Raw genomic sequence first — 23,762 nt, forward strand, 5'->3', positions numbered from 1 at the left:
AGGCTCCCCCTCACCCGACCGCGCTTCGCGCGGCCACCCTCTCCCCGCAAGCGGGGCGAGGGGAAAACGTCGCATGCTCAACTATTCAGCTGCAAGTGACTTTGCCGCTTCCGCGCGCATTTCAGCGCGGGTTTTCGGCTTAGCCTTAATTTTCAGGTCGTCGAAATCCTGCTTCTCGCGCACGCTGTTGCGGTAGATCTGATCCTTGCCGGGCATATATTGCGGCGGGCAATAGGCCTCCTTTGCACCATACCAGGCCGCGGCCTTGATGGTGAACGACGGATCGATCAGATGCGGACGGCCAAGCGCGACCAGATCGGCGCGGCCCGCGGCGATGATCGTATTGACCTGATCTGCCGTGGTGATGTTGCCGACGCACATGGTCGCGACATTCGCTTCGTTGCGGACCTGATCGGAATACGGGGTCTGGAACATGCGGCCATAGATCGGTCGGGATTCCTTCACTGTCTGGCCGGTAGAGATATCGGCGAGATCGACGCCGGCTTCGGCGAAGGCACGCGCGAACAGCACCGCGTCATCGCCGGTGTTGCCGCCTTCGGCCCAGTCGGTGGCCGACAGGCGCACCGACATCGGCTTGTGCTTCGGCCATGCCGCGCGCATCGCGGCGAACACTTCGAGCGGGAAGCGCAGGCAGTTCTCGACGGAGCCACCATATTCATCGGTGCGGCTATTGGTGAGCGGCGACAGGAAGCTTGCCAGCAGATAGCCATGTGCGGTGTGCATCTCCAGCATGTCGAAGCCACAGCGATCGGCGCGCAACGTCGCGGCAACGAAATCGGCCTTCACCTTGTCCATGCCGGCACGGTCGAGTTCGGCGGGCACCTGGCTATCCGGATAATAGGGCAGCGGCGATGCCGAGACGATGTCCCAGGCACCTTCCGAGAGCGGACGGTCCATGCCCTCCCACATCAGCTTGCTGGCGCCCTTGCGGCCGGCATGGCCGAGCTGCAGGCAGATCTTGGCTGCCGACTGGCCGTGCACGAAATCGACGATACGCGTCCACTGCGCTTCCTGCTCATCGGTCCACAGACCCGCGCAGCCGGGAGTGATGCGCGCATCCTTGCTGATACAGACCATCTCGGTGAAGACGAGGCCGGCGCCGCCCATGGCGCGTGCGCCGTAATGCACGAGATGGAAATCGTTCGGCACGCCGTCTTTCGCCGAATACATGCACATGGGTGAGACCACGGCGCGATTGGCCAGCACCATGTCGCGCAGCCTGAACGGCTGGAACATCGGCACTTCGGGCTTGTCGAGATCGACGTCGAATCCTTGCGCCTTCACCTGCTTCGCGAACACCTTGTCGACCTGCTTGACGAAATCCGGCGCACGCAATGCGAGGTTATCGTAGGTAATCGCCTTGGAACGCGTCATCAGGCCGAAGGCGAATTGCACGGGGTCGAAATCCCAGAAGCGTTCGAGATGTTCGAACCAGACCAGCGACACGTCGGCGGAATGCTGGATCTTCTCGGTCTCCTCGCGGCGGCCGGTCTCGTAGGCATGCAGCGCCGCTTCGACGGTCGGCGCCTTGCCCATCGCTTCATACAGCGCGATGGCGTCTTCCATCGCGAGCTTGGTGCCGGAGCCGATGGAGTAATGCGCGGTTGCCTTGGCGTCGCCGAGCAGGACCATATTGTCCTTCACCCAGCGCTTGTTGCGCATCATCGGGAAGTTGCGCCACATCGAACGGTTGATCAGCAGCTTGTGGTCACCGAGGAAGTCCTTGAAGATCGCATGCATGCGATCGGCCGACTCCTGCTCGCCGAGGCCTTCGAGGCCGGCACGCTTGAACGTCTCGGCATCGGTCTCGAAGATCCAGGTCGAGCGGCCCGCTTCATACTGATAGGCATGCGCGATGAACGGGCCCCACTCGGTTTCCTGGAACAGGAAAGTGAAGGCGTCGAGCGGCTTGGTCGAGCCCATCCAGGTGAACTTGTTGGTCCGCAGATCGATCTCGGGCGAAAAGTGCTCGATATATTTGTTGCGGAAGTGGCTGTTGATGCCGTCCGCCAGCAGCACCAGATCGCAATCGGCGAAGCGCGACTCATCGGTGATATCGGCCTCGAAAATCAGATGCACGCCGAGTTCGCGGGCGCGGTCCTGCAGGATCAGCAGCAGCGTGCGGCGCGAGCAGCCGCAGAAACCATTGCCACCGACTCGATGCTGCGTGCCGCGAAAATGGATCGCGATGTCGTCCCAGTAGGCGAATTCCTGGGTGATGCGCTGATAGCTCGGGAGATCGTATTTCTCGAATGTGTCGAGCGTGGTGTCGGAAAACACGACGCCGAAGCCGAAAGTGTCGTCCGGCCGATTGCGCTCATAGACGGTGATCTGCGCCTGAGGCCGCTGTTTCTTCAGCAGGATCGCAGAATAGAGGCCCGCCGGCCCGCCACCGATAATCGCGATCTTCATGTCAGCCTCCGCAGTGCCTGAATGGGATATATTTTAAACCTAAAGCAATTTCTGGCAAGCCTGATCAATCGGCATGCTGCTGGCTTTGATGCACATCAAAAGGTCAGTGGCCATGGCCTGGGGCCCAACCGCCGGCATTGCGAGCACAGCGAAGCAATCCAGCGCCGCACGAAGAAAGACCTGGATTGCTTCGTCGCTGCGCTCCTCGCAATGACGATGGTGACCTCAATCCCCCTCGAATACCGGCTTCTGCTTGTTGGCAAACGCATGATAGGCGCGCGAAAAATCTTCCGTGGTCATGCATAGCGCCTGCGCCACAGCCTCCGCTTCGATGGCTTCGTCCACCGACATCGCCCATTCCATGGCCAGCATGCGCTTGGTCATGGTGTTGGCGTAAGTGGGGCCTTCGGAGATCTGCCTGGCCAGCGTCTGTGCGTCCGACAGCACCGCCTCCGGTGCCACGATGCGGCTGAAGAAGCCCCAGCGCTCGCCCTCCTCCGCGCTCATGAAGCGGCCGGTATAGAGCAACTCCGAGGCGCGGGCCTGGCCGATGATGCGCGGCAGGATTGCACAGGCGCCCATGTCGCAGCCGGCAAGGCCGACCTTGTTGAACAGGAAGCCGACCTTGGCGCCGGTGGCAGCCAGGCGCATATCCGACGCCATCGCCATGATCGCGCCGGCGCCGGCGCAGATGCCTTCGACAGCGGCGATGATGGGCTGCGGACAGGCGCGCATCGCCTTGACGAGATCGCCGGTCATGCGCGTGAAGGCCGTGAGATCGCGGGTGTTCATCTCGATCAGCGGGCCGATGATCTCGAACACATCGCCGCCCGACGAGAAATTGCCACCGGCGCCAGTGACGACGATGGTGGTGACCTGATCGTCGAACGCGCAGGCACGGAAGAAATCGGTGAGTTCGCGATAGCTCTGGAACGTCAGCGGATTTTTCTTCTCGGGCCGGTTCAACGTCACCGTGGCGATGCGACCATCGACCTTGAGCAGGAAATGCTCGGGCTTGTAATCGGCCAGCGGAAGCGTGACGGGATTGGCAACCTTGTTCTTGACGAGTGCAGTCATGACGTTTCCCTGAGATCGTATTCTTGGATTGAAGCTTACACTTCACCGCCGGCGACGGCGATGCTTTGCCCTGTGATGGAACCTGCGCCCGCGCCTGCCAGCCAGAGCACGGCGTCGGCGACTTCTTCGGGTTTCACGAGACGGCCCTGCGGATTGTGTTTCGCAAGCTCGGCAATGGCCTGCTCGCGCGTCCGGCCGGTCTTGCTCATGATGTTGTCGATGGAGCCTTCGAGCAGATCGGTCTCGGTGAAGCCTGGGCACACCGCATTCACGGTGACATTCTTGGTGGCAACTTCCAGCGCCAGCGAGCGCACGAGGCCGACAACGGCATGTTTCGCCGCGACATAGGCGCTGACATAGCCGTAGCCCTTGAGGCCAGCGGTCGATGCGACAGCGATGATGCGGCCCTGTTTGCGCGCGACCATGTCGGGCAACACAGCGTGAACCGCATGCACGACACCCATGAAATTCACATCCATCATGCGCTGGAACAGCGCGGCATCGGATTTCAGGAATGGCGCGGATTCCGCAGCGCCTGCATTGGCGACGAGAATATCGATGGGCTGGCGCTTCGCGGCTTCAGCGATCGCCGCTTGCATCGCAGCCTGATCGGAGACATCAGCAGACAACGCATGATGTGCATCGCCGGCCGCAACGACTTCGTCCAGCACTTTGAGATTACGGCCCATGATGGTGACGGTCGCACCCGCCTTCACCAATGAGGCCGCGATGGCGCGGCCGATGCCGCGGCCGCCGCCGGTGACCAGAGCGTGGGAGGAACGGGACAAGGACATGGCAGGCCTTCCAGCTTGGATGCGCCTGCCGGATATATTTTAAACTTCAAGCTTTTGCAAGAAAGCCACCTGCTCATCTTGTCGTCACCCGGCTCGACCGGGTGACCCAGTACACACCAAAAGAGCTGAGTTTACAGGATCGCCCGGTCAGGCCGGGCGACGACAAGGGAGATTGATCTTCACTCAGCCGCCGCGGCGCAGCGTGTCCGAGGGGCTTTCGCCGAACCGCACGCGATAGGCGCTGGCCATGCGGCTCGGATGGGTGAAACCGAGATCGAAGGCGATATCGATCACCCGCTCGCAGGGCTTGGCGGCGTGCAGCCGCGCATGCAGATGCGTCAGCCGGATATCCTGCAACATCTGCGAGATGGAGGTGCCGAAGTGCCGCTGGAAGCCGAGCTGCAACGAACGGATGCCGATGCCGGCCGCGCGCGCCATGCGCTCCAGATCCAGCGGCTCTGTGGCATGGGCCTCGAGATAGTGCCGGGCCTTTCTGATCACGCCGGGCAATGGCGCCGGGCGATGATCCATCTGTGCGATGGCATCGGTAAAGCTGTGGTGCTGCCCGGTGAGCAGCAGGCTGAGTGCCGCCTCGCGCAGCATGGCCGTCAGCGTCGCGGAGAATGCCTGATCCGGACCGGCATGTTCGGCGAGATCGACGAGATAATCGAGCTGCGCGCGCAAGGCGCGGCCGCATGGCGTGGTCAGATCGACATCCGGATCGAATTCGATCACGCCATCGGCGCGCTCGGCCAGCGCCGCGGCCCGTTGCTCGACCACGCGTCTCTCCATCAGCAGGATCAACTGGGCGCAGTCGTCCTGCCAGACCATCCGCGTCGGCAATGTCGGCGACAGCAGCGACGCGGTGCGTCCAGCGCTCGCACTCACCATCCGTCCGCCGGTACTGACGCGGGCATGGCCGCGCAACGGCACCTGCAGCAGGAAGAAGCGATCGAGGCAGCCGGGATCGATGCTGACCGAGCCGCCGTAAGACACGTAATTGATCGAGAAGCCGCCGAAATCGGCGCTGTTGTGATGCGCATGGAAATGCGGGCCGCTGCGCCCTGTCGGCGCCAGCCCGTGCGGACAGAAGATGCGGCCGATCTCGTCGGCAGCCTCGTCCACGTCCGTGGTGCAGACACGGGCAAAGGCGGCGAGCCGTGCAGGCACCGCGCCGTCGCTCATTGAGACCGCTCCACCCATCGCCATGGTTCGACTGCTCGCTTTGTCGGGATTGATACTAATCAACGGATCCCGGGCCGAACAAGACGCCCGGACGCCGGAAATTTTGCCGCTCTGCACAACGAATGCGCATGTGCGTCGCAATAGGCCGGCTGCAACGGCTCGAATTATTTCGTCCACCGGACAGCGATTTCGTTCAGCGGCTAGCGGGCGGGTTTGAACCGACGCAGCATCTCACGATCAGATAACGGAGGAGCAAGACATGGCTGAACTCGAAAAAGGCATCACCGAAAACGGCACGGGATATGGCGGCACGACCTGGAATATTCTCGGCCAGGTCTATTTCCCGAAGGCCGTGACCGACTCGACCTTCGCTTTCGAAACCAACAGCGAGCCCGGCCAGTTCGTGCCCGTGCATATCCATCCCACCCAGGAAGAATTCATCCTGGTGCAGGAAGGCACGCTCGATCTCAAACTCGATGGCAAATGGGTGCGCGCCCATGCCGGCGATCTCGTGCGGCTGCCGCGGGGGATTCCGCATGGCTATTTCAACAAATCGGACAAACCGGCGCGGGCCCTGTTCTGGGTATCGCCGGCGGCGAAGCTCGAAGCGCTGTTCAAGAAGCTGGATAATCTGAGCGACGTCGCCGAGATCGTGCGGATTTCCGCCGAGCACGACGTCGATTTCCTGCCGCCGGAAGCGAACGACTAGCCGTCCATCGTCATTGCGAGAAGCGTCAGCGACGAAGCAATCCAGACAGACGCAAGCGAAGAACTGGATTGCTTCGCTCCGCTGGCAATGACGGCCTCTCATTCACCCCGCAAATCCCACCGCGCAGGCCCTCGCCTGTGCGCCCGGAGATCTGCGTCCCAAATTCTTGCAAGACAACAGGAGACACGGTCATGGTCATGCAAAAGAATGTCTGCGTCATCGGTGCCGGCATTGCAGGGCTCGCGGCGGCCAAGGCTTTCAAGGGCCATGGCCACCGCGTCACCATCCTGGAACGCAGCGGCGATCTCGGCGGCGTCTGGGAACCGGCACGCTCATATCCCGAGGTGCAGACCCAGAGCCCGAAAGAGCTCTATCGCTTTACCGACAAGCCAATGCCAGAGAGCTATCCGGAATGGCCGAAGGGGCCGCAGGTGCATGCCTATCTTGCGGACTACGCGGGCAGACATGGCCTGCTGCCGCTGATGCACTTCAACACCACAGTCAGTGCCGTCGAACGCCGCGGCGACGGGCAGCCCGGCTGGGCGGTGGCGACACGCGATCATGCCGGGCGCGATGCGATCACCGATTATGATTTCGTCGCCGTCTGTACCGGCCAGTTCAACGAACGCAAGGAGCTGCATCACTATGGCGAGGACGGCTTCAAGGCCGCCGGCGGCGTGATCCTGCATTCGGCAGAGCACACCGATCCCTCGCGCGTCAAAGGCAAGAAGGTCGTGGTGCTCGGCGGCTCGAAATCGGCCACGGATATCGCCGTGCATTCGGTAAAAGCTGGCGCCAGCGCCGTCACCTTCGTCTATCGCGAACCGGTGTGGCGCATTCCCTATTTCGTCGGCGGGCTGATCAACTTCAAACGCATCCTCTATATTCGCGCGCAGGAAGAGATGTTCCCCGGCTGGGGCCTCAGCACACTCTCACGTATCAAGCATGCGATCGCAAAGCCGTTCGTCTGGGCGCACTGGCGTGGGCTGGAAAGCCTGCTCAAGGTCCAGCTCAAGCTCGGCAAATGCGACATGGTGCCAGAAACGCGCTTCGAGGATGGCGTGAACTGTTCAGTGCCTATCGCCACGCCCGGCTTCTTTCCGATGGTGGCCGATGGCCGCATCACCGCGATCCGCGGCACCTTCGATCACTATGACGGCAAGACCATCGTGATGGCCGGCGGCCAGCGCGTGGAGGCCGACATGGCCATTCTCGCGATCGGCTTCAAGCTCGACGTACCGTTCCTGCCGCAAGCCTATCGCGACAAGCTCGTTCAGCCTGACGGGCAGTATCGGCTGTATCGCGTGATCGCCAATCCCGATCTGCCGGAGATGGGATTTGTCGGCTTCAATTCGAGCTTTTGCTCGGTGCTGACGGCAGAGATGGCCGCGAACTGGCTGGTGCGTTACGCCGATGGCCAACTGGCGAAACAGCCGACGGCTGATGAGATGCAGGCGAATATGGACATGATGCTACGTTTCAAGCGCAAGGAACGTCCCGCGGCCGGTGTCTATGGCGGGCTCTGCGTGGCGCCGTATCACTTCAAGCATTTTGACGAATTGCTCGACGATATGGGCGCGACCGTGAAACGGCGCGGCGCGCTGGCGGAAAAGTTTTCGCCGCCGGATGCGGATGCCTATGCAAGGTTTCTGGCGTCGACGCCGGAGTATCGGGCGGAGCCCAAACTCGCGCCCGTCGCCAAGGACCAAGCTGCGCTCGTCTGACCTCGCCTTGCACTCGAGTTGTCATCGCCCGCGAAAGCGGGCGATCCAGTAAACGGCGACGGTCGCGTGTCGCACTCCAGTGAGTGTCTACTGGATCCCCGCTTTCGCGGGGATGGCAGTTGGAGCGTGGTCCAAAGACAGTTAGAGGCCAGCCTGCGCCGACTTGATCAGATCACGTCCGATCACGACTTTCTGCACTTCCGTGGCGCCTTCGTAAATGCGCAGCGCGCGGATCTCGCGATAGAGCTCCTCCACCTTGACGCCCGACTGCACGCCGAGGCCGCCAAAGATCTGCACCGCGCGATCGATCACGCTCTGCGCGGCTTCGGTGGCATACATCTTGGCCATGGCGGCTTCGCGCGTCACGCGCGGCACGCCCTGATCCTTGGTCCAGGCGGCGCGATAGACCAGCAATGCCGAGGCATCGATGGACGTCGCCATCTCGGCAAGGCCGGCTTGCGTGAGCTGCAGATCGCCCAGCGTATCGCCAAACATTTTTCGCGTCACCGAGCGGTGCAGGCCTTCGTCGAGCGCGCGGCGGCCGAGGCCGAGCGCTGCGGCGCCAACGGTGGAGCGGAAAACATCGAGCGTCGCCATGGCGACCTTGAAACCTTCGCCCTCCCCGCCGATGCGGTTCTTCACCGGCACGCGGCAATCGTTGAAATGCAGCGTCGCCAGCGGATGCGGCGCGATGACGTCGATGCGCTCGCCGATGGTGAAGCCGGGCGTATCGGCATCGACAACGAATGCACTGATACCGCGCGCGCCGGCCTCGCCCGTGCGCACGAAGACGACATATTGATCGGCGATGCCGCCGTTCGAGATCCAGGTCTTAAGACCGTTGATGCGCACATGATCGGGACCATCGGGCACCGCGGTCGTGCTCATTGCGGCGACGTCCGAGCCGGCATCGGGCTCCGACAATGCGAAGGCAGCGATCGCCTCGCCTTTGGCGACGCGCGGCAGATAGCGCTGCTTGATCTCTTCCGAGCCATAAAGCGTAATCGGCCCGGTGCCGAGCCCCTGCATCGCGAAGGCGAAATCGGCGAGGCCGTTCTGATAGGCCAGCGTCTCGCGGATCAGGCACAACGCGCGGACGTCGAATTTGTCATACAGCCCGCCATAGGCTGCCGGCACCGCAGCGCGCAGCCAGCCCGATTCGCCCATCGCCTTCACCAGCTTGCGGCAGGAGCCATCGGTGTCGTGGTGATCGACGAGGCCTGCGACATTGTCCGCAGCCCAGCGCGACAGATCCGTGGCCAGCTTGCGATGATGGTCTTCGAAAAACGGCCAGGTGAGAAATGTGGTGTCGGGCATGGAGGCTTCCTTGTCTCGCGCGATCCGCAATTGTTTTAAACCTAAAGAAATTTCCGGCAAGGGCGATTGTTGTTGCGCTCTGCATGTCATGTCCCCTCTCCCGCCCGCGGGAGAGGGACTAAGAACGCCCGACATCAAACCGCTGAAAATTGGTGCTGCATTGCACGCGCACTAGGCAGTTCTAGACCCTTTAAGTCTAAAACTATCGCTTTTCATATATCTCGGTCGTGCTAGGATTATCACGTCCGCTCGTACAGGAGGCCATCACGTGCCGCACTCGCAAGCCCTGACAACCAAGGACGGCCGCTTCGGCTACGAAGCCAAAGGCGATGCGTCGATGACGCCGCTGGTGTTTCTTCACGGGATCGGCGGTGCCGGCCGTGGCTGGCGTCCCCAGATCGATACATTCGGCGATCGCTACTTCACCATCGGCTGGGACGCGCCCGGCTACGGCGGATCGCAGCAGCTCGACGAGCCGAGCATTCCAAATTTTGCAGCTGCGCTGAAAGACTTTCTCGCAGAGATCGGCGCCAGGAAGCCGGTGCTGGTCGGTCATTCCATCGGCGGCATGATCGTGCAGCGCTTCCTGCATGACTATCCCGATCTCGCCGGCGCCGCCGTGCTGGCGCAGACCACATCCGTGTTCGGCAGCTCCGATGGCGAATGGCAGAAGAACTTTATCGATGCCCGCCTCGGACCGCTGGACCGCGGCGAGACCATGGTGTCGATGGCCCCCAATCTCGTGGCCGGCCTGATCGGCGACGATGCCGATCCGAAGGGCCTCGACCTCGCGCGCGATTGCATGGCGTCCGTCAAGCCCGACACCTATCGCGCCTCGATGAAATCGATGATCGGCTTCAATCTCCGCAACGAAATTGCAAACATCAAAGTGCCGACGCTGCTGCTGTCAGGCTCCAAGGACAACAATGCGCCAGCCAAGACCATGGCAAAGATGGCCAGCATGGTGCCCGGCGCGACCTATGTCGAACTCGAAGGCGTCGGACATCTCGCCAGTTTCGAACGCCCGAATGAATTCAACGACGTGATTGCCGACTTCCTCAAGACCACTCACAACCTCTCGGGATCTTCCTCATGAACGTGCCCGCCTCCAAGCTCGATGGCATCGTGCTCGATAAACCGATGTTCGATCCGAAGGCCTATCGTCTCAATGACGAGCAGGCTGCACTGATCACCAAAGCCCGCGAACTGGCGCAGACCAATTTCGCGCCGCGCGCATCGAAATGGGATCGCGAGGCGATCTTCCCGATGGAGAACTATCGGGACATGCACAAAGCCGGCCTGCTCGGCATCTCGGTGCCCAAGGCCAATGGTGGTTCGGGCGCGGACTACCAGACCTATTCGCTCGCCGCCGCCGAAATCGGCCGCTATTGCGGCGCCACTGCGCTGACCTGGAACATGCATGTCTGTTCGACGCTGTGGTCCGGCCCGCTGGCCGATGACCTCGACATGGATGCGCAGACCCGTGCCGATCACGAGCGTCGCCGCGCGGTGCATTACAAGCGTATCCTCGAAGACGGCGCGATCTATGCGCAGCCGTTCTCCGAAGGTGGCGCAGCAGCTGCCGGCGGCGTGGCGTTCGGCACCGAAGCCAAACCTGTCGATGGCGGCTGGATCGTCAACGGCAAGAAGATCTTTGCATCACTCTCCGGCTCCGCCGATTTCTACGGCGTGCTCTGTACCGAAACCGTCGAGGGCGAGAAGGCGTCCCGCCGCAACACGCTGTATCTGGCGATCGACGCCAAATCCGACGGCGTCTCCGTGGTCGGCGACTGGGATCCGCTCGGCATGCGCGGCACGGTGTCGCGCACGCTGATCTTCAAGGACGTGTTCGTCCCCGCCGATTCCGCGCTGATGCCGCGCGGCGTGTATTTCCAGGCCGCGATGCGCTGGCCGCATATGTTCATGACATTGTCGCCGACCTATATGGGCCTTGCCCAGGCGTCGTATGATTTCACCGTCAAATATCTGCGCGGCGAAGTGCCCGGCATGCCGCCGGTGAAGCGCCGCATGTATCCGACCAAGCAGATCGCAGTGGCGCAGATGCAGGTGAAGCTGGAGCAGATCAAGGGCATCTGGTTCCAGGCTGTCACCGAGGCCTGCGCCAACCCGACCAAGGAGCAGGTGCTGCGTGCCTACGCCGCGCAGTTCACCGTGATGGAAGGCGCCAACGAACTCGCGGCGCTGGCGATCCGCACCTGCGGCGGCCAATCGATGCTGAAGACACTGCCGCTGGAGCGCATCTATCGCGACAGCCGCTGCGGCGCGCTGATGCTGCCGTGGACGGCAGAACTGTGTCTGGACCGCATTGGGCGCGAAGCGCTGTATGAGCCCGGCGAGGAGGACGAGTAACACGCCGTCATTGCGAGGAGCGGAGCGACGAAGCAATCCAGCCTTCGCTTCTCGCAAAGTCTGGATTGCTTCGCTTCGCTCGCAATGACGACTACAACGGATATGGATCGTGGATCTCTCCAGCCTCATCGCCCGCAACGCGGCTTTCACGCCGGATAAGCCTGCGATTCATTTCGAGGGCACGACGCTTTCCTATGCCGCGTTCAACACACGCATCGAGGCGACGGCGAAGGCACTGAAAGCAGAATGCGGCGTCGGGCGAGGCGATCGCGTCGCGATCCTCAGTCTCAACCGTCCCGACTATCTCGTCCTGCTCTATGCCTGCGCCAGACTCGGCGCGATCCTCGTGCCACTGAACTGGCGGCTCGCAGTCGCCGAGCAACTGTTCATCCTGTCCGATGCCTCGGTGAAAGTGCTGGTTCTGGAAGAAGGCTTTGCAGCCATCCTGCCGCAGCTTGCGACCGACCTGCCCGACACTCGCGTCATCGCGCTGGATTTCACGCCGCCTGCGCCAGCCCAGACATTCGAGGCTCTGCTCGCCAAGGCGTCCGGCGACGGCCACAATCCGCATACCGATCTCGCCTGCCCGCTGCTCATCGTCTACACATCAGGCACAACCGGTCGCCCGAAAGGCGCGGTGCTGCGCCAGGAGGCGCTGCTCTGGAACGGGGTGATGAGCCAGCACATGCATGGCCTCACCTCGGACGACCATGTCCTCACCGTGCTGCCGTTCTTCCATGTGGGCGGCCTCAACATCCAGACCACGCCGGCGCTGCATCACGGCGCCACCGTGACCATCCACGCGCGCTTTACGCCAGACTCGACGCTCGCGACCATTGCCCATGAGCGACCGACGCTGACCGTGCTGGTGCCTGCCACAATTCAGGCCGTCAGCGAGCATCCGGCCTGGAAAACCACGGACCTGTCTTGCCTGCGCGCCGTCTCCACCGGCTCCAGCATCGTGCCTCCGCATCTGATCGCGCGCTTCGCGGATCGCGGCATTCCGGTGCTGCAGGTTTATGGTTCGACGGAAACATGCCCGATTGCCGTCTATACGCGACTGGGCGGAGATTATTCGCGGATCGGCTCGACAGGACTGCCCGGCCTGTGCTGCGAAGCCATGGTGGTGGACGATAACGGTCTTGAGCGCCCCGCAAACACGGCCGGCGAGATCATCGTGCGCGGGCCGAACGTGTTCTACGAATATTGGGGCAACGAGACTGCAACGCGCGACGCGCTGCATGACGGCTGGTATCGCACCGGCGATATCGGCACGCGCGATGCCGATGGCTATTTCTTCGTGCATGACCGCAAGAAGAACATGATCATTTCCGGCGGCGAGAACGTGTATCCCGCCGAGATCGAGCGCGTGCTGCTCGAACATCCCGACGTCGCCGATGTGGGCGTGATCGGGATGGCCGACCCGAAATGGCAGGAAGTGCCGGTCGCCTATGTGGTGCTGCGGGCCGGCTGTGATTGCACCGCCGAGATCCTGAAAGCGCATGTGGCGACACAGCTGGCCCGCTTCAAGCATCCACGCGACATCATTTTCGTCACCGACCTGCCGCGCACCGCGCTCGGCAAGGTGCAGCATTTCAAATTGAAGCAAGAGACAAAGGCCTCGACATGAGGCCATACACTCGATCCCTCATGGTGAGGAGGCGCGTGAGCGCCGTCTCGAACCATGAGCTGCAGGGCACCGGCGCTTGCGGCCATCCTTCGAGACGCGCGCAATTGCGCGCTCCTCAGGATGAGGACTGAGTGTGCTGGCGCCGTATTGATTGGGAGCTTGAGAGAATGAAGATCGCAGTACTCGGCGGCGGCAACGGCTCTTTCGCGGCCGCAGGTGATTTTGCGCTGCAGGGCCATGATGTTCGCCTGTGGCGTCGTGACGCCGAGGCTGTCGCCGCGCACAAGGCGGCCGGCTCGCGCATCACCGTGAAGAATGCGCAGGGCACGCATGACACGCAGCTCACGCTCGTGACCACCGACATCGCGGCGGCCATCGACGGTGTCGAGCTGATCCTCTGCCCCGCGCCGGCCTTCGCCCAGCCGGATATTGCCAGGCAGATCGCACCACACCTGACCGATGGCCAGGTCGTCTATCTGCCGCCCGCGACGTTTGGCGCGATGATTTTTGCCAAGGCCGCGCATGATGCCGGCAACAAGGCCAAGGTCGCCTTTGCGGAAACCGGCACGCTGCCATGGCTGGCACGCAAGCACGGGCCATTCGAGGTCGCCATCACCATCCGCGCCAAGCGGCTGCCGACCGGTGTGTTTCCGCTGTCGCTCTCTGATTACGCCTGCAAGGTCATCGACAAGGCATTCCCGGGCGTCATCGAGCCCTGCGGCGATGCGCTGTCGGGCGCGCTGATGAATGCGGGGCCCATCATCCATCCGCCGCTGATCGTGATGAATGCCGGCCCGCTCGAACATTTCCCGACTTGGGACATCCACAAGGAAGGCACGCAAGCCGCGATCCGCCGGGTCACCGACCAGCTCGATGGCGAACGCATCGCGATCCGCGAGGCACTCGGCTATCACGGCCCGCATTTCCCGCTGGTGCATCACTACAATCGCGAAGGCGAAGAGTGGATGTATGGCCGCGGCTCGCATGATCGCCTCACCGACAGCGGCGACTGGCGCGAGAATATCGTGCTGCTGGAGCATCGCTATATGCGCGAGGATCTGCGCACCGGCCTCTCCTTCTTCCTGTCCTGCGCGCAGCTCGCGGGCGTCGAGACACCGCTGGTGAAGGCGTTCCTCGCGATCGGCGGCGCCATCTGCGGCGAAGACTTCCTGCAAGGTGGACGCACGCTGGCCTCGCTCGGCTTCGGCGATCTCTCGCGCGATGCGCTGCAGAAGCTGTTGCGCGAAGGCTATGCCGCATGAGCGCCCGTCCGTTGATCGCCTGCCTTGGCGCAGGTCGCATGGGCCGCGGCATTGCCGTGGCCTTTGCCTATGCGGGCCACGAGGTCGCCATCGTCGATTTCAAGCCGCGTGATACCGACAAGTTCAGGGCGCTCGAGGTTGAGGCGATCGCTGAAGTCCGCAAGACCTTTGCGAGCATGGCGCGCTTCGGCCTGCTGAAAGACAGCGACATCGAGACACTGGTGTCGCGCGTCCGCGTCGTGCCGGAAGCCGATGCCGGTGCGGCGCTCAGCGGCTCGGCGATCATCTTCGAGGGCGTACCTGAAGTGCTGGACCAGAAGCGCGAGGCACTGGCGCGCGCATCGCAGCTGGCTGGCCCCGAGCCGATCATCGCCTCCACCACGTCGACCATTCTCGTCGATGATCTCTCCAGCGCGATCGAAAAGCCGGAGCGCTTCCTCAATGCGCATTGGCTGAACCCCGCTTATCTCGTGCCGCTGGTCGAAGTCTCGCCGGGGGCGAAGACCGATCCGGCGATCACGGCGAAGGTGAAAGAGCTGCTCGAAGGCATCGGCAAGGTGCCGGTCGTCTGCGCGGCCTCGCCCGGCTATATCGTGCCGCGCATCCAGGCGCTGGCGATGAACGAAGCCGCGCGCATGGTCGAGGAAGGCGTCGCCTCGCCGGAAGACCTCGACAAGGCGATCAAATACGGTTTCGGCTTTCGCTTTGCCGTGCTGGGACTGCTCGAATTCATCGATTGGGGCGGCGGCGATATTCTGTATTACGCCAGCAAATATATGACCGGCGCGTTGAACAATGATCGCTACGCCGCGCCGGAGATCATCGGGCGCAACATGGCTGAAGGAAAGATCGGCCTGCGGACGGGTGAAGGCTTTTTGAATTACGAAGGCCTCGATGTGGATGCCTATCGCGAGGGTCGACTGTCGGCATTCGTGGATCTGCTGAAGCATTTCCAGTTGCAGAAGCCGCCGGTGCTGTAAGGCGCCTCACACTTTGCCCTCATCCTGAGGAGCCGCGCAGCGGCGTCTCGAAGGATGGCGACGGAGCGCCGCATCTCATGGTTCGAGACGGCGCTTCGCGCCTCCTCACCATGAGAGATCGGAGTTAGACTTCCGGAAAACCGCGCAGCAGATAGCCGCGCAACGTGTGCAGCAGGCTGTTCAGGATCAGGCCCAGCAGCGAGATCATGATAAGGGGCACAAACATGTCCACGGTCTGGAACGTGCGCGCGGCCTGCACCAGCATGTGGCCGAGGCCATCGGATGAGGTGATCATCTCGGCCAGGAACACCACGATGCAGGAGATCACCAAACCGATGCGGCAGCCGGTGAGGATCGACGGCATCGCAGCCGGCAACACCACCTTGAACAAAATCTGCCAGCGCGGCGTGCCCGCCGCCTGCGCCGACCAGATCAGCTTCTGCTCGACCATGGACGCGCCGTAATAGGTCGAGAGCAGGATCGGAAACAGTGCATCGGCGGTGACCAGCGTAATCTTCGAGGCGTGATCGAAGCCGAGGATCAAGAGCAGCGCCGGATAGAGCGCGACTTTCGGGATCGGTGCGAGCACGCGCACCAGCGGCTTCACCACGGCATTGATCGCCGGATTCACGGCAGCCGCGAGGCCGATCAACACCCCGAGCACCACGGCGATGCCGAAGCCGGCGAACAGGCGGATCAGGGTCGCACCGAGATCATGCATGAAATCGGCGGTGAAGAATTGCGTCGCGAGGCGCCCGAATACAGCACCAGGCGGCGGCAACAGATTGGTCGGCGCATAGCCGAACGAAATCAGCGACTGCCACAGCGCCAGGAACAGCGCGATGGGAATGAGACCGAAGAGAAAGGAATTGATGCGTTCGCTCATGCCCTGCTCCTCACGTAAAGCTCAGGGGCATGTCGTCGCGCGGCTGCGACCAGCGCACCAGTGACATGCGGACCTTTTCGAACACCGCATCGAAGATGATGCCCATCAGGCCGACAATCAGGATCATGGCGAAGACGGTGTCGTATTGCGCCATATCGAGCGCATTGAAGAGAATATTGCCGGCGCCCGACTGGCGCGCGATCATCTCGGACGTAATCATCGTGATCAGCGCCAGCACCAGACCTGTGCGGCAACCGGTGAGAATTTCCGGCAGGGCAGCGGGCAGCACGATGCGCAGCATGCGCGACGGCGCCGACATGCCCATCGCAGCACCCGACCACAGCATCTTTTCTTCCACGGCTTTGCCACCCTGGAACGAGTGATAGATGATCGGCAGGCTGACGCCGAGAAAGATCACCAGCGTCTTGGAGACATCGCCGACGCCGAGCCACAGCATGATGATCGGCATCAGGGCCGCTTTCGGCACGGGATAGATGATCATCATCAGCGGATTGAAAAAATTCGCCACCGCCTTGACGCGGCCCATCATCAGGCCGAGCGGGATCGCGAACAGCACCGCCAGCGTGAGACCGATGGCCATGCGGCGCATGGAATCGAGAATGTTGCGGATCGATTCCTTGTCGGTGAGGATCGCCGGCACCGCCTTCAGCGTCTCGATCGCGGTCGGAAAGCTTTCGGTCCCCAATCGCATCGAGGCAATCTGCCAGACCACGAGCAGACCGATGCAGGCGAACAGCGGCGACAGCGCCTTCAGGATGCGGCGCGGCGACATCAGTGCGCTTCCTGACCGTCGTCGATCATCTTCTCGATATCGACGATGTATTTCTGGAAACGGGCATCGAGCAACAGATCAGCACGCTTGCGCGGGCGCTGCAGATCGATGTCGATGATTTCCTTGATGGTACCCGGCGAGCGCGACATCACGATCACCTTGTCGGAGAGATAGACCGCCTCTTCCACCGAATGGGTGACGAACAGCACCGTCTTGCGCTGGGTATCCCAGATATCGAGCAGGTCGTTCTGTAGCCGCGTGCGCGTATGCGCATCGAGGGCGCCGAAGGGTTCGTCCATCAAGAGCACGGACGGATCGTAAGCCAGCGTGCGCGCGATGGCGACGCGCTGCTTCATGCCGCCGGAGAGTTCTTTCGGATAGAATTTCTCGTAGCCTTTGAGGCCGACCATTTCGAGCAGCTTGCGGCCGCGCGCCTCGGCTTCGGACTTCTTCATGCCCTGCTGCAGCATGCCATACATGACATTGCCGAGGACGTTCTTCCACGGAAACAGCGCGAATTCCTGAAACACCGGACCGCGATCAGGACCAGGACCCGTGATCGCCTTGCCTTTGACTTTCACGCTGCCTTCGGTCGGCTTGACGAAGCCACCGACGATATAAAGCAGCGTGGACTTGCCACAACCCGAAGGCCCGAGGATGGAAACGAAGGCGCCATCCTCGATGCTGAGATTGATATCCGACAGCGCGAGATGGCTCTGGCGACCCGACGTCTGAAAGCGCTGCGAGACGTGATCGATCTCGATCATCGCCTGCGCAGGCTGACGTACAGCTTCCAGCCTGGTCTGAGCGTCCGAGCGCAGCGTTGCCACTTTCATTCCCGGTCCTTCATTGGTCATGCCCAATGCCGGCAGCATAACCAGAACCCGCGATTATTTTAAGCTTCAAATTTAGCCGGGCAGCGCCTTTTTGCTAGTCAGTCGTGCTGCACTGCGGTCGGCGATGGCGTAGGGCGGATTAGCGACGCGTCATCCGCCGGCCGATTTGATGGTTGAAACTCCGCGGCGGATGACGGCTTCGCCTTATCCGCCCTACGGATTAGTCGCGGTAATAGGCCTCGACATCGCCCGACAGCTTGATCAGCAAGGGATTGCCGTGGCGGTCCTTGGCGGCGCCCGCGGGGACGCGCACCCAGCCCTCGCTGATGCAGTATTCCTCGACATTGCTCTTTTCGACGCCCTTGAAGCGGATGCCGACATCGAACTGCAGAACCGCCTCGTTGTAATGCGGGCTGCGCGGATCCACCGACAGATGGTCCGGGATGGCGGGCTTGGTGGTCTCGGTCATAGCAGGGCCTCGATCTTGTCGCGCAGGGATTCGGGTTTGGTGGTCGGCGAAAAACGATCGACCACCCGGCCGGAGCGGTCGACCAGGAATTTGGTAAAATTCCATTTGATCGCCGAACCCAGCAGGCCCGATTTCTCAGATTTGAGGAAATTATACAATGGGTGCGCCAGCCCGCCATTGACGTCGATCTTGGCAAACATCGGAAACGAGACGTCATAGGTCTTCTGGCAGAATCCGGCGATTTCCTCGGCCGTGCCGGGCTCCTGGCCGCCGAACTGGTTGCAGGGAAAACCGAGCACAGTGAAGCCGCGGGCGCCAAAATCCTGCTGCAGTTTTTCGAGGCCTTCATATTGCGGCGTGAAACCGCAGGCGCTGGCGGTGTTGACCACCAGCAGCACACGGCCTTCGAAGTCTTTCAGCGACACCGTATCGCCTTTCAGCGAGTCGGCTTTGAAATCATAGATGCTGCTCATCGGGCCTCATGCAGTGATGGGATCGCAAGGCATCGGCGGTGTGCCGCCGGCCTCGATCGCTTCGCCGGCTGCGAGGCAGAGATCCTCGCGATAGCGGCCGGCAACGAGTTGGACGCCAGTCGGCGTGCGGCCAACGAGGCCCGTTGCAACGCTCAGCGCCGGTAGCCCCATGAAGGGAATGCCGATCTGCGGCATTTGTGCCGCCCAGACGCGCGCAAAACCTTCCTCACCCTCCAGATCGAGATTGTCGGGGAACGGCAATTCGCCGGACATCGGCATCAGCACGACCGCGTAACGCTGCAGGAACAGCTCCCAATCACGAACGAATGTGGAGCGGCGCACCAATGCACGCGACAGGCCGCCATTGTCGAAGTCCTTCAGCTTGTCTTTCTGCCCGCGCAGGCAGACGAGCGCTGCGGGATCGCCCTCGCGCTCGGCCGCGTCCAGCATGCCCTGATAGCCATCGCCGAACCAGATCGTCGTCTGCAGGAGAGCGGCTTCGCGCAGCGCCGGGGTGTTCTCGACTTCCTCGACGATCCACCCTGCCCGCTCCAGCCGCTTGCCGGCATCGCGCACCGCGCTTTCCACGGCCTTGGTGATTTCGAGCCCGTCCGGGCGCAGACACATGGCGACGCGCTTTTCACGCGGCTCGCCGATCAGCGGCACCGGCACATACCAGGGATCGCGCGGATCGGGTTGCGCCATGGCTTCGAGGCCGAGGCGGATATCCGCGATGGTGCGCGCGAGCGGACCCGACACCGCGGTGATCTGGCCGGAGATGATGCGCTCGGGCAGCGCCTGATTATAGGCAGCGATGCGGCCGACGGTGGGACGCAATCCATGCACACCGCAGGCATAAGCGGGATAGCGGATGGAGCCTGCGATATCGGTGCCATGAGCGATATGGCCGATGCCGGCTGCGACCGATGCACCGGCGCCACCGGATGAGCCGCCGGGCGTCAGCGAGGGATCACGTGGATTCTTCGTGTCACCATAGAGCTGGTTGGTGGTGAACCAGCGATAGGAGAAAGCCGGGCAATTGGTACGGCCGAGAATGACGGCGCCGGCCTTGATGAGATTATCGATCACCGGGCTGTTGCTCGTGGCAATGATCTCGTTCTGGATCTTGACGCCGTTCGAGGTCGCATAGCCCTTGTAGTCGATATTCACTTTCACGGTGACGGGCACACCGGCGAGCGGGCCGACATTGAAGCCACGCGCGAGCGCAGCATCGACGGCCTCGGCCTGCGCGAGAACTTCTTCGGGACGATGATCGACCACGGCATTGATCGCGGGATTCGCAGCATCGAGCCTGTCGAGACTAGATTGCGCCGCCTCTTTCGCGGACACTTGCCGCGTCTTGATGAGACCAGCGAGTTCCGAGGCCGACAGACGCCAGAGATCATTCATGCAGTGCTCCCGTATTTGCGGCCGGTTTTATCGCAGCATGTGCCGTGAATGCCAAATGCGGGTACGGCATTGCTGTCTCGCGGCGCCGGAGCGTCCGAGGTGTGAGCCGTTTTCCCCTCCAGACATGAGGGGAGGTGGCACGCCGCAAGGCGCACTTGAGTGGACTTGACGCTGCTCTTGCCTGCTGGATCGCCAGCAAACCCGAGCCGCGCAACGCCTTACGGCGCGCCACCGCGACGTTCTTCCTGATCGAAGGACCGTTCTTCCGGGTACTGGGCACTCCACAATGGGAGTCATCCGACGGATTTCTCCGCCTTCGCCCGCACCACGTCCAGCCGCGCTAGCGGCAGGGCCCCGTATTGGGCCCGGACGGTGACCCTCGACCACCCGAGTGCTGGGGATACGTCCTCCCCCGGCCCGCAGGCGCCGCATCCATGTTCCGCTCAATGACGCCTCATGAAGCGCCCCTCACCGAACAAGACGGGAGGGAGTATGGCGGCGATGGGAATTTTGTCAAGAACAAAAACGGAACGAAGGCGACGGGTGGTAGGATGGTTTGAGCCAACGGGTCGCGCGAAGCGCGCCCGATGATAAACTCCGCGAAAACCCGTCATTCCGTCGGTGCGGCAAACTCCGCCGATGGGTTATCGCGACGGCCTACGGCCGACGCTCAACCCATCCTACGGACGTCGAGCGTGTGTCACTTCACCCGCGCCAGATAATACGCCAACTCCACGATCTGCGCGTCGCTGATCGGCTGCATCACGTCAGCCATCGTCGCATCATAGCCGTGCCGTGAATTGTCCTTGTATTCGCGCATGGTCTTGGCGAGATAATCCTCGCGCTGGCCCGCGATGCGCGGGATGTTGTCGCGGCCGGCGAAGTCGGCGTTGTGGCAGCTGTCGCAGCGGAATTGCGAGGTCAGCGCCTTCGCCGCCTGCAGGCGCGCGGGATCGCCGCCCTCGACGGCCACCGGCTTCGGCAGCGTGGCGATGTAGTCGGAGAATGTACGCAGATCGTCGTCGGTGAGATCCTTCGCCATCTCGTTCATCGGCTCGAAGGTCCGCAGCTTCTCGCGAAACATATAGAGCTGGATCAGCGTGTAGGCCGGCTGCTGCGCGCCGAGCGATGGTGTGATCTCGGTTTCCGACGTGCCTTTCTCGCCGTGACAGGCGAGGCACGGTGCGACGCGTTCGGCGATGGGCTCGGCGGCGGAGAGTGAGGACGAGGAAAGTATTAGAGCAACGATGACTGCGAACGGGCGCATCGGGGACTTACTTTCTATATTCTGAAATAGCGACGGCGGTCGTGTCTCCTCTCCCCGCTTGCGGGGAGAGGGTCAGGGTGAGGATGCGGCCATCCTTCGAGACGCGGCCTAAGAAGGCCGCTCCTCAGGATGAGGGAAGAGTATGGCTCGGTAAAAGACCCTCATGGTGAGGAGCCCGCGAAGCGGGCGTCTCGAACCATGCAGGCCGAGCACTATCCATAGTCACTTCTTGTCGGCCACCTTCGGTTTGCCGTAGCTGATGCGATAGATGGCGCCGTTCCAGTCGTCGGAGACCAAGAGCGAACCATCCTTCATCGGCAGCACATCCACGGGACGGCCGACATATTTGTTGTCCTCGATGAAGCCGGTCAGGAACGGCTCGATCGACTTCACCGTGCCGTCCTTGTTCAGCTTGGCAACAACGACATCGCCGCCGAGCTTCTGCGACTTATTCCACGAGCCATGACGCGCGATGAAGATCGCGTTCTTGTAGGCGGCCGGGAATTGCTTGCCATTGTAGAAGCGCATGCCGAGCGCCGCCGTATGTGCGCCGAGCAGGCCGACCGGCGCGGTGTAGTCGGCGCAGGACTTGCCCCAACCGAGTTCGGGATCGAGGATATTGCCCTGGTGGCAGAACGGCGCGCCGAAATTCTCGCCGACCTTGGTGACGCGGTTGAGCTCGTCCTCCGGCACCGTCTCCGACATCCAGTCGCGGCCATTGTCGGTGAAGTACAGTTGCTTGGTTTCGGGATTCCAGTCGAAGCCGACGGTGTTGCGCATGCCGCGCAAGATGACTTCGGCGCCAGAGCCATCGAGATTCATGCGGCGGATCTGGCCGTGCTCCTCGCTATGCAGCACGCTGTTGCCGGGCTGGCCGACAGGGACATAGAGCTTGTTGTCCGGGCCGATGCCGATGAACTTCCAGCCATGGGCTTCGTCCTTCGGCAGCTTGTCGTAAATCATCACGGGCTTCGGCGGATTGTCGAGATTGTCTTCCACCTTCTCGATCTTCGAGATTTTCGACAGCTCGCCGATATAGAGCGTGCCGTCCTTGAAGGCCAAACCGTTCGGACGATAGAGGCCCGAGGCCAGCACTTTCACCTGGCGCTTGCCGTCCTGATTGACGATCGCATAAACCTTGTCGACCAGGCGCGAGCCGACGAACACGGTGCCCTTGTCGCCTTCGCGCATGGAGCGCGCATTGGCCATGCCGGCGGCATAGACTTCCACATTGAAGCCGGCCGGCACTTTCAGCTTGGCGGTCGGCAGCTTGTCTGCGGCGGATGGAATCGGCGGCGGTGCGACCGGCGCGAGCTTGGCGGCAGCGGCATTGTCGGCGGGACGGCCGATCAGCGGCGAGCCCGGCGGCAGAGCCGGTGCGGCAGCAGCGGCCGGAGCAGGTGTGGCCGCGGGTGCCGGCGCAGCGGCGGGCGGCGAAGCAGCGGGGGTCGTATCGGATTGCTGGGCAATGGCGCCGGTTGCAAAGACGCCAATGAAAACGCCGGCGAGCAATGCCTGCCGTGTGGACGCATAAATGGTCATGAATCTCTCCCTTTCGAAGGAAGCCCTCTATCGACCGTCACGAATCCTTGTCGCGCAGTCCGGGGCTTTCCGAGATTCACTGTCCGATATTTCAGTACCTCTGCGCAACCAAAACCATGCGCGCCACTGCCACGCACGCCTCAATGGCGCGTGGTCGAATCCGCGGAATCCAGCAGCGCTTCGCTGAAAGGAAATTCCAGCACGATCTCGCCCTGCTCGTCGGTGACTTCCAGCACTGCGGCCAAAAGATCGCGCTGCGTGCCCTCTGACCGCAGCAATTGCATGATCATGGAGCGTGCAACTTCCCAGGCGTGATCGGGATTGCGCAGCAATTCGCCATCGGGATCATCGACGACTTCCTCACCGAGGCGGGTGTTGAAGAAATAACGTGGCATGACGATCCCCGAACTTCCTGGATATTGCTGCGAGCAGCGGGCGATGGTTTTTGCCGCAATCACTCATACAAGGTTAAGAAACACGGCAGCCTTTGCAATGTTGCATTGCGGATTATGGTGCAGCGCACGCAAACGTGATTTTTTATCCTCTAAGCTGCATCCCATCCCTCACATTCTGATGACGAAGCAGTTGGCGAACCTTTTGCCAGC

The 23,762-nt window shown here is 62.2% G+C and carries 21 protein-coding genes; 7 read left to right on the forward strand and 14 right to left on the reverse strand.

Annotation, left to right across the window (positions count from 1 at the left end):
* Positions 1–81: 81 nt before the first annotated feature.
* The 4 genes from ACIQ2A_RS07540 to ACIQ2A_RS07555 all read right to left on the reverse strand — a co-directional run bounded on the left by ACIQ2A_RS07540 (position 82) and on the right by ACIQ2A_RS07555 (position 5,489).
* A complete protein-coding gene (locus ACIQ2A_RS07540; RefSeq protein ID WP_398477461.1) occupies positions 82–2,433 on the reverse strand; it encodes a bifunctional salicylyl-CoA 5-hydroxylase/oxidoreductase in 2,352 nt (783 codons plus the stop codon).
* A gap of 225 nt (positions 2,434–2,658) precedes the next feature.
* The gene (locus ACIQ2A_RS07545; protein WP_398477464.1) at positions 2,659–3,510 is read right to left on the reverse strand and encodes an enoyl-CoA hydratase family protein; all 852 of its coding nucleotides are present in this window, start codon (positions 3,508–3,510) and stop codon (positions 2,659–2,661) included.
* 35 nt (positions 3,511–3,545) lie between these two features.
* Positions 3,546–4,304 carry an SDR family NAD(P)-dependent oxidoreductase gene (locus ACIQ2A_RS07550; protein WP_398477466.1) on the reverse strand — a complete coding sequence of 253 codons (759 nt, stop codon included), beginning with the start codon at positions 4,302–4,304 and terminating at the stop codon, positions 3,546–3,548.
* Positions 4,305–4,487: 183 nt separating this feature from the next.
* Positions 4,488–5,489 carry an AraC family transcriptional regulator gene (locus tag ACIQ2A_RS07555; protein ID WP_398477468.1) on the reverse strand — a complete coding sequence of 334 codons (1,002 nt, stop codon included), beginning with the start codon at positions 5,487–5,489 and terminating at the stop codon, positions 4,488–4,490.
* A 259-nt stretch (positions 5,490–5,748) separates the two neighbouring features.
* Between ACIQ2A_RS07555 and ACIQ2A_RS07560 the strand changes: the two genes are divergently transcribed.
* The gene (locus ACIQ2A_RS07560; protein WP_398477470.1) at positions 5,749–6,198 is read left to right on the forward strand and encodes a cupin domain-containing protein; all 450 of its coding nucleotides are present in this window, start codon (positions 5,749–5,751) and stop codon (positions 6,196–6,198) included.
* Positions 6,199–6,389: 191 nt separating this feature from the next.
* Entirely contained in the window at positions 6,390–7,922 is a 1,533-nt protein-coding gene (locus tag ACIQ2A_RS07565; RefSeq protein WP_398477472.1) for a flavin-containing monooxygenase, read from the forward strand.
* A 141-nt stretch (positions 7,923–8,063) separates the two neighbouring features.
* On the opposite strand, the gene ACIQ2A_RS07570 is transcribed toward ACIQ2A_RS07565, so the two are convergent.
* Complete coding sequence (locus ACIQ2A_RS07570; protein WP_398477474.1) at positions 8,064–9,239, reverse strand: acyl-CoA dehydrogenase family protein; 1,176 nt, start codon at positions 9,237–9,239, stop codon at positions 8,064–8,066.
* 268 nt (positions 9,240–9,507) lie between these two features.
* Here ACIQ2A_RS07570 and ACIQ2A_RS07575 point away from each other — a divergent pair, with 268 nt between their 5' ends.
* The 5 genes from ACIQ2A_RS07575 (at position 9,508) to ACIQ2A_RS07595 (ending at position 15,481) form a co-directional block, all read left to right on the forward strand.
* Complete coding sequence (locus tag ACIQ2A_RS07575) at positions 9,508–10,335, forward strand: alpha/beta fold hydrolase (protein ID WP_398477476.1); 828 nt, start codon at positions 9,508–9,510, stop codon at positions 10,333–10,335.
* Entirely contained in the window at positions 10,332–11,609 is a 1,278-nt protein-coding gene (locus tag ACIQ2A_RS07580) for an acyl-CoA dehydrogenase family protein (RefSeq protein WP_398477478.1), read from the forward strand. Before ACIQ2A_RS07575 ends, ACIQ2A_RS07580 begins: the two co-directional genes overlap by 4 nt.
* 109 nt (positions 11,610–11,718) lie before the next feature.
* The gene (locus ACIQ2A_RS07585; protein WP_398477480.1) at positions 11,719–13,239 is read left to right on the forward strand and encodes a class I adenylate-forming enzyme family protein; all 1,521 of its coding nucleotides are present in this window, start codon (positions 11,719–11,721) and stop codon (positions 13,237–13,239) included.
* A 167-nt stretch (positions 13,240–13,406) separates the two neighbouring features.
* Positions 13,407–14,501, forward strand: a complete 1,095-nt coding sequence (locus tag ACIQ2A_RS07590; RefSeq protein ID WP_398477483.1) for an NAD/NADP octopine/nopaline dehydrogenase family protein — start codon at positions 13,407–13,409, stop codon at positions 14,499–14,501.
* A complete protein-coding gene (locus ACIQ2A_RS07595; RefSeq protein WP_398477485.1) occupies positions 14,498–15,481 on the forward strand; it encodes a 3-hydroxybutyryl-CoA dehydrogenase in 984 nt (327 codons plus the stop codon). The genes ACIQ2A_RS07590 and ACIQ2A_RS07595 overlap by 4 nt, the downstream gene beginning before the upstream one ends.
* A 124-nt stretch (positions 15,482–15,605) precedes the next feature.
* Here the strand turns inward: ACIQ2A_RS07595 and ACIQ2A_RS07600 are convergent, their stop codons facing one another.
* From ACIQ2A_RS07600 to ACIQ2A_RS07640, 9 genes are all read right to left on the reverse strand, one after another.
* Entirely contained in the window at positions 15,606–16,367 is a 762-nt protein-coding gene (locus tag ACIQ2A_RS07600) for an ABC transporter permease (protein WP_398477487.1), read from the reverse strand.
* 10 nt (positions 16,368–16,377) lie between these two features.
* Positions 16,378–17,160 carry an ABC transporter permease gene (locus tag ACIQ2A_RS07605; protein WP_398477489.1) on the reverse strand — a complete coding sequence of 261 codons (783 nt, stop codon included), beginning with the start codon at positions 17,158–17,160 and terminating at the stop codon, positions 16,378–16,380.
* Positions 17,160–17,996 (reverse strand): ABC transporter ATP-binding protein, encoded by an 837-nt coding sequence (locus ACIQ2A_RS07610; protein WP_398477491.1) that lies wholly within the window; start codon positions 17,994–17,996, stop codon positions 17,160–17,162. The genes ACIQ2A_RS07605 and ACIQ2A_RS07610 overlap by 1 nt, the downstream gene beginning before the upstream one ends.
* 220 nt (positions 17,997–18,216) lie before the next feature.
* The gene (locus tag ACIQ2A_RS07615; RefSeq protein ID WP_398477493.1) at positions 18,217–18,465 is read right to left on the reverse strand and encodes a DUF3297 family protein; all 249 of its coding nucleotides are present in this window, start codon (positions 18,463–18,465) and stop codon (positions 18,217–18,219) included.
* Complete coding sequence (locus tag ACIQ2A_RS07620; protein ID WP_398477496.1) at positions 18,462–18,938, reverse strand: glutathione peroxidase; 477 nt, start codon at positions 18,936–18,938, stop codon at positions 18,462–18,464. Before ACIQ2A_RS07620 ends, ACIQ2A_RS07615 begins: the two co-directional genes overlap by 4 nt.
* Before the next feature lie 6 nt (positions 18,939–18,944).
* On the reverse strand, positions 18,945–20,348 hold the full coding sequence (locus ACIQ2A_RS07625; protein ID WP_398477498.1) for an amidase family protein: 1,404 nt from the start codon (positions 20,346–20,348) through the stop codon (positions 18,945–18,947).
* Between the two features lie 700 nt (positions 20,349–21,048).
* Positions 21,049–21,615, reverse strand: a complete 567-nt coding sequence (locus tag ACIQ2A_RS07630; protein ID WP_398477500.1) for a c-type cytochrome — start codon at positions 21,613–21,615, stop codon at positions 21,049–21,051.
* Between the two features lie 222 nt (positions 21,616–21,837).
* On the reverse strand, positions 21,838–23,157 hold the full coding sequence (locus tag ACIQ2A_RS07635; RefSeq protein WP_398477502.1) for a PQQ-dependent sugar dehydrogenase: 1,320 nt from the start codon (positions 23,155–23,157) through the stop codon (positions 21,838–21,840).
* A gap of 140 nt (positions 23,158–23,297) precedes the next feature.
* Positions 23,298–23,552 carry a DUF6894 family protein gene (locus tag ACIQ2A_RS07640; protein ID WP_398477504.1) on the reverse strand — a complete coding sequence of 85 codons (255 nt, stop codon included), beginning with the start codon at positions 23,550–23,552 and terminating at the stop codon, positions 23,298–23,300.
* Between the last annotated feature and the right edge of the window lie 210 nt (positions 23,553–23,762).

The sequence above is a fragment of the Tardiphaga sp. genome, assembly GCF_044336785.1.
GTDB lineage: Bacteria > Pseudomonadota > Alphaproteobacteria > Rhizobiales > Xanthobacteraceae > Tardiphaga.

Bases quoted from the DNA above. Each gene is read 5' to 3' on its own strand.
- ACIQ2A_RS07540 (WP_398477461.1), bottom strand. From the start codon at position 2,433: ATGAAGATCGCGATTATCGGTGGCGGGCCGGCGGGCCTCTATTCTGCG.
- ACIQ2A_RS07545 (WP_398477464.1), bottom strand. From the start codon at position 3,510: ATGACTGCACTCGTCAAGAACAAGGTTGCCAATCCCGTCACGCTTCCG.
- ACIQ2A_RS07550 (WP_398477466.1), bottom strand. From the start codon at position 4,304: ATGTCCTTGTCCCGTTCCTCCCACGCTCTGGTCACCGGCGGCGGCCGC.
- ACIQ2A_RS07555 (WP_398477468.1), bottom strand. From the start codon at position 5,489: ATGAGCGACGGCGCGGTGCCTGCACGGCTCGCCGCCTTTGCCCGTGTC.
- ACIQ2A_RS07560 (WP_398477470.1), top strand. From the start codon at position 5,749: ATGGCTGAACTCGAAAAAGGCATCACCGAAAACGGCACGGGATATGGC.
- ACIQ2A_RS07565 (WP_398477472.1), top strand. From the start codon at position 6,390: ATGGTCATGCAAAAGAATGTCTGCGTCATCGGTGCCGGCATTGCAGGG.
- ACIQ2A_RS07570 (WP_398477474.1), bottom strand. From the start codon at position 9,239: ATGCCCGACACCACATTTCTCACCTGGCCGTTTTTCGAAGACCATCAT.
- ACIQ2A_RS07580 (WP_398477478.1), top strand. From the start codon at position 10,332: ATGAACGTGCCCGCCTCCAAGCTCGATGGCATCGTGCTCGATAAACCG.
- ACIQ2A_RS07590 (WP_398477483.1), top strand. From the start codon at position 13,407: ATGAAGATCGCAGTACTCGGCGGCGGCAACGGCTCTTTCGCGGCCGCA.
- ACIQ2A_RS07595 (WP_398477485.1), top strand. From the start codon at position 14,498: ATGAGCGCCCGTCCGTTGATCGCCTGCCTTGGCGCAGGTCGCATGGGC.
- ACIQ2A_RS07600 (WP_398477487.1), bottom strand. From the start codon at position 16,367: ATGAGCGAACGCATCAATTCCTTTCTCTTCGGTCTCATTCCCATCGCG.
- ACIQ2A_RS07605 (WP_398477489.1), bottom strand. From the start codon at position 17,160: ATGTCGCCGCGCCGCATCCTGAAGGCGCTGTCGCCGCTGTTCGCCTGC.
- ACIQ2A_RS07610 (WP_398477491.1), bottom strand. From the start codon at position 17,996: ATGAAAGTGGCAACGCTGCGCTCGGACGCTCAGACCAGGCTGGAAGCT.
- ACIQ2A_RS07615 (WP_398477493.1), bottom strand. From the start codon at position 18,465: ATGACCGAGACCACCAAGCCCGCCATCCCGGACCATCTGTCGGTGGAT.
- ACIQ2A_RS07620 (WP_398477496.1), bottom strand. From the start codon at position 18,938: ATGAGCAGCATCTATGATTTCAAAGCCGACTCGCTGAAAGGCGATACG.
- ACIQ2A_RS07625 (WP_398477498.1), bottom strand. From the start codon at position 20,348: ATGAATGATCTCTGGCGTCTGTCGGCCTCGGAACTCGCTGGTCTCATC.
- ACIQ2A_RS07630 (WP_398477500.1), bottom strand. From the start codon at position 21,615: ATGCGCCCGTTCGCAGTCATCGTTGCTCTAATACTTTCCTCGTCCTCA.
- ACIQ2A_RS07635 (WP_398477502.1), bottom strand. From the start codon at position 23,157: ATGACCATTTATGCGTCCACACGGCAGGCATTGCTCGCCGGCGTTTTC.
- ACIQ2A_RS07640 (WP_398477504.1), bottom strand. From the start codon at position 23,552: ATGCCACGTTATTTCTTCAACACCCGCCTCGGTGAGGAAGTCGTCGAT.